Annotated in this window: 1 protein-coding gene; it reads left to right on the top strand. The window is 60.7% G+C overall.

The genetic code is table 11. The features are described from left to right. Positions 1 to 2264: condensation domain-containing protein (locus PEH01S_RS34115; protein ID WP_246063153.1), on the top strand; the 2264-nt coding region annotated here is incomplete at both ends.

Raw genomic sequence — 2264 nt, 5'->3', positions numbered from 1 at the left:
TACGGCGGAGAGCGAGCTGAGCGCAGGCGAAGTGCGCAGCGCACTGTCGCAGGAGCTGCCGGGGTACATGGTGCCGTCGTATTTCGTACAGGTGGAACGGATTCCGCTGACGCCGAACGGCAAAGTGGACCGCAGAGCGCTGCCCGCCCCGGAAGGAAGCGTGCAGACGGGAACGGAATACGTGGCCCCGCGGTCTGCCGTGGAGCAAGCGCTGGCGTCGGTGTGGCAGGCGGTTTTGGGAGTCGAAGCCGTTGGCGTGCTGGACAATTTCTTTGAGTTGGGCGGCGACTCGATCAAGGCGATTCAGGTGTCTTCGAGGCTGCTTCAAGCCGGCTATAAAATCGAAATGCGAGAGCTGTTCCAATATCCGACCGTGGCTGAACTGGGCAGCCATGTACAGGTTGTCGACCGCATCGCCGACCAAGGGGAAGTAGCAGGCGACGTGAAGCTGACGCCAATTCAGCATTGGTATTTCGAGCAGGAGCCGGCCGAGCCGCATCATTATAACCAGGCGCTGATGCTTCACCGGGAAGCGGGCTTCGACGAAGCGGCGCTTCGTGAGGCGATGCGCCAGATCGTCAGGCATCACGACGCTTTGCGTACCGTTTACCGCCGGACGGAAAGCGGCGGCTACGAGGCGTGGAACCGCGGGATCGACGAGGGTGAACCGTTCACGCTGGACATCGCGGATTTCACAGGGGAAGCGGATTGCGCTGCAGCGATCGAAGCGAAGGCGAACGAGATTCAAAGCGGCATCGACCTGAGCGCCGGACCTCTGGTGAAGCTGGGGCTGTTCCGCTGCGCGGACGGAGACCATCTGTTGATCGCCATTCACCATCTGGTGGTGGACGGGGTATCGTGGCGCATTTTGCTTGAAGATTTGGCGGCAAGCTATGAGCAAGCGTTGAAGGGTGAAGCGGTTCGCCTCCCGCATAAAACGGATTCGTTCCGGATCTGGGCGGAGCAGCTGTCGCACTATGCGAACGGTCCGGCTATCGAGCGCGAACGGGCGTATTGGCGGCAGATCGCGGAAGCGGATTATGACGCGCTGCCGAAGGATGAAGCGCAGGGTCCGGCGCAGGTCGGGGACAGCGAAGCCGTTACGGCGGTATGGACGGCGAAGGAGACGGAGCAGCTTCTGAAGCAGGCGTCCCGCGCGTATAACACGGAAGTGAACGATCTGCTGCTGACGGCGCTGGGCATGGCCGTTCACGAATGGACCGGGATGGAGCGGGTGCTCGTCAATCTGGAGGGACATGGCCGCGAAGCCATTTTGCCGGAGCTGGACATTACGCGCACCGTCGGCTGGTTTACGAGCCAATTCCCGGTTGTGCTTGAGCTTGGCGCAGAGAAGGATGTATCCCGGCGGATCAAGCGGGTGAAGGAAGGGCTGCGCCGCCTCCCGAACAAAGGGATCGGCTACGGCATTTTGCGATATTTGTCTTCTTCTTCGGGTTCCCAAGGCAGCGTAGAGTTTGAGATCGAGCCGCAAATCAGCTTTAACTATTTGGGGCAGTTCGACCAGGATTTGCAGGGCAACGCGTTCCGCTTATCGTCGTATTCGAGCGGAGCGGCCGTCAGCGGAAGCCTGGCCAGAAGATACGAGCTGGATATCAACGGCATGGTCGCGGACGGCGAGCTGCGGCTGTCCATCGGTTACAGCGGCAAAGCGTACCGCAAGGAAACGATGGAGCGGCTGGCCGGACTGCTGGAGGCGAGCTTGCGTGAGGTGGTCGCCCACTGCGTGGCGAAAGAGCGGCCAGAGCTGACGCCAAGCGACGTGTTGCTCAAAGGGCTGACGATCGAAGAGCTGGATGCGCTTGTGGAACGCACCCGCACTGCGGGCGAGCTGGAGAACGTGTATGCGCTCACCCCGATGCAAAAAGGGATGCTGTTCCACAGCCTGATGGAGCCGCATTCGGGAGCTTATTTCGAGCAGGCGACGTTCGACCTGCAGGGCAGCTTCCATGTCGGCGTCTTCGAGAAGAGCCTGGAGCTGCTGGTGGAAAGATACCCTATGTTCCGGACGAATTTTTACAGCGGCTGGCATGAGCAGCCTTTGCAGATCGTTTACCGGAGCAAACAGGCCGGCTTCCGTTATGAGGATTTGCGTGGCATGGAGGAAGCCGAGCGGCAGGCCTATGTAGCGGCTTTCCTTGAGGAGGACAAAGCCCGCGGCTTCGACTTGAGCGAAGACGCGCTGATGCGCGTGTGCGTGCTGCAAACCGGGGACACGTCATACCGCTTCGTCTGGAGCTTCCACC

It is taken from the genome of Paenibacillus ehimensis NBRC 15659 (genome assembly GCF_004000785.1).
GTDB lineage: Bacteria > Bacillota > Bacilli > Paenibacillales > NBRC-103111 > Paenibacillus_G > Paenibacillus_G ehimensis.
This window is presented reverse-complemented; position numbering and strand designations above follow the sequence as displayed.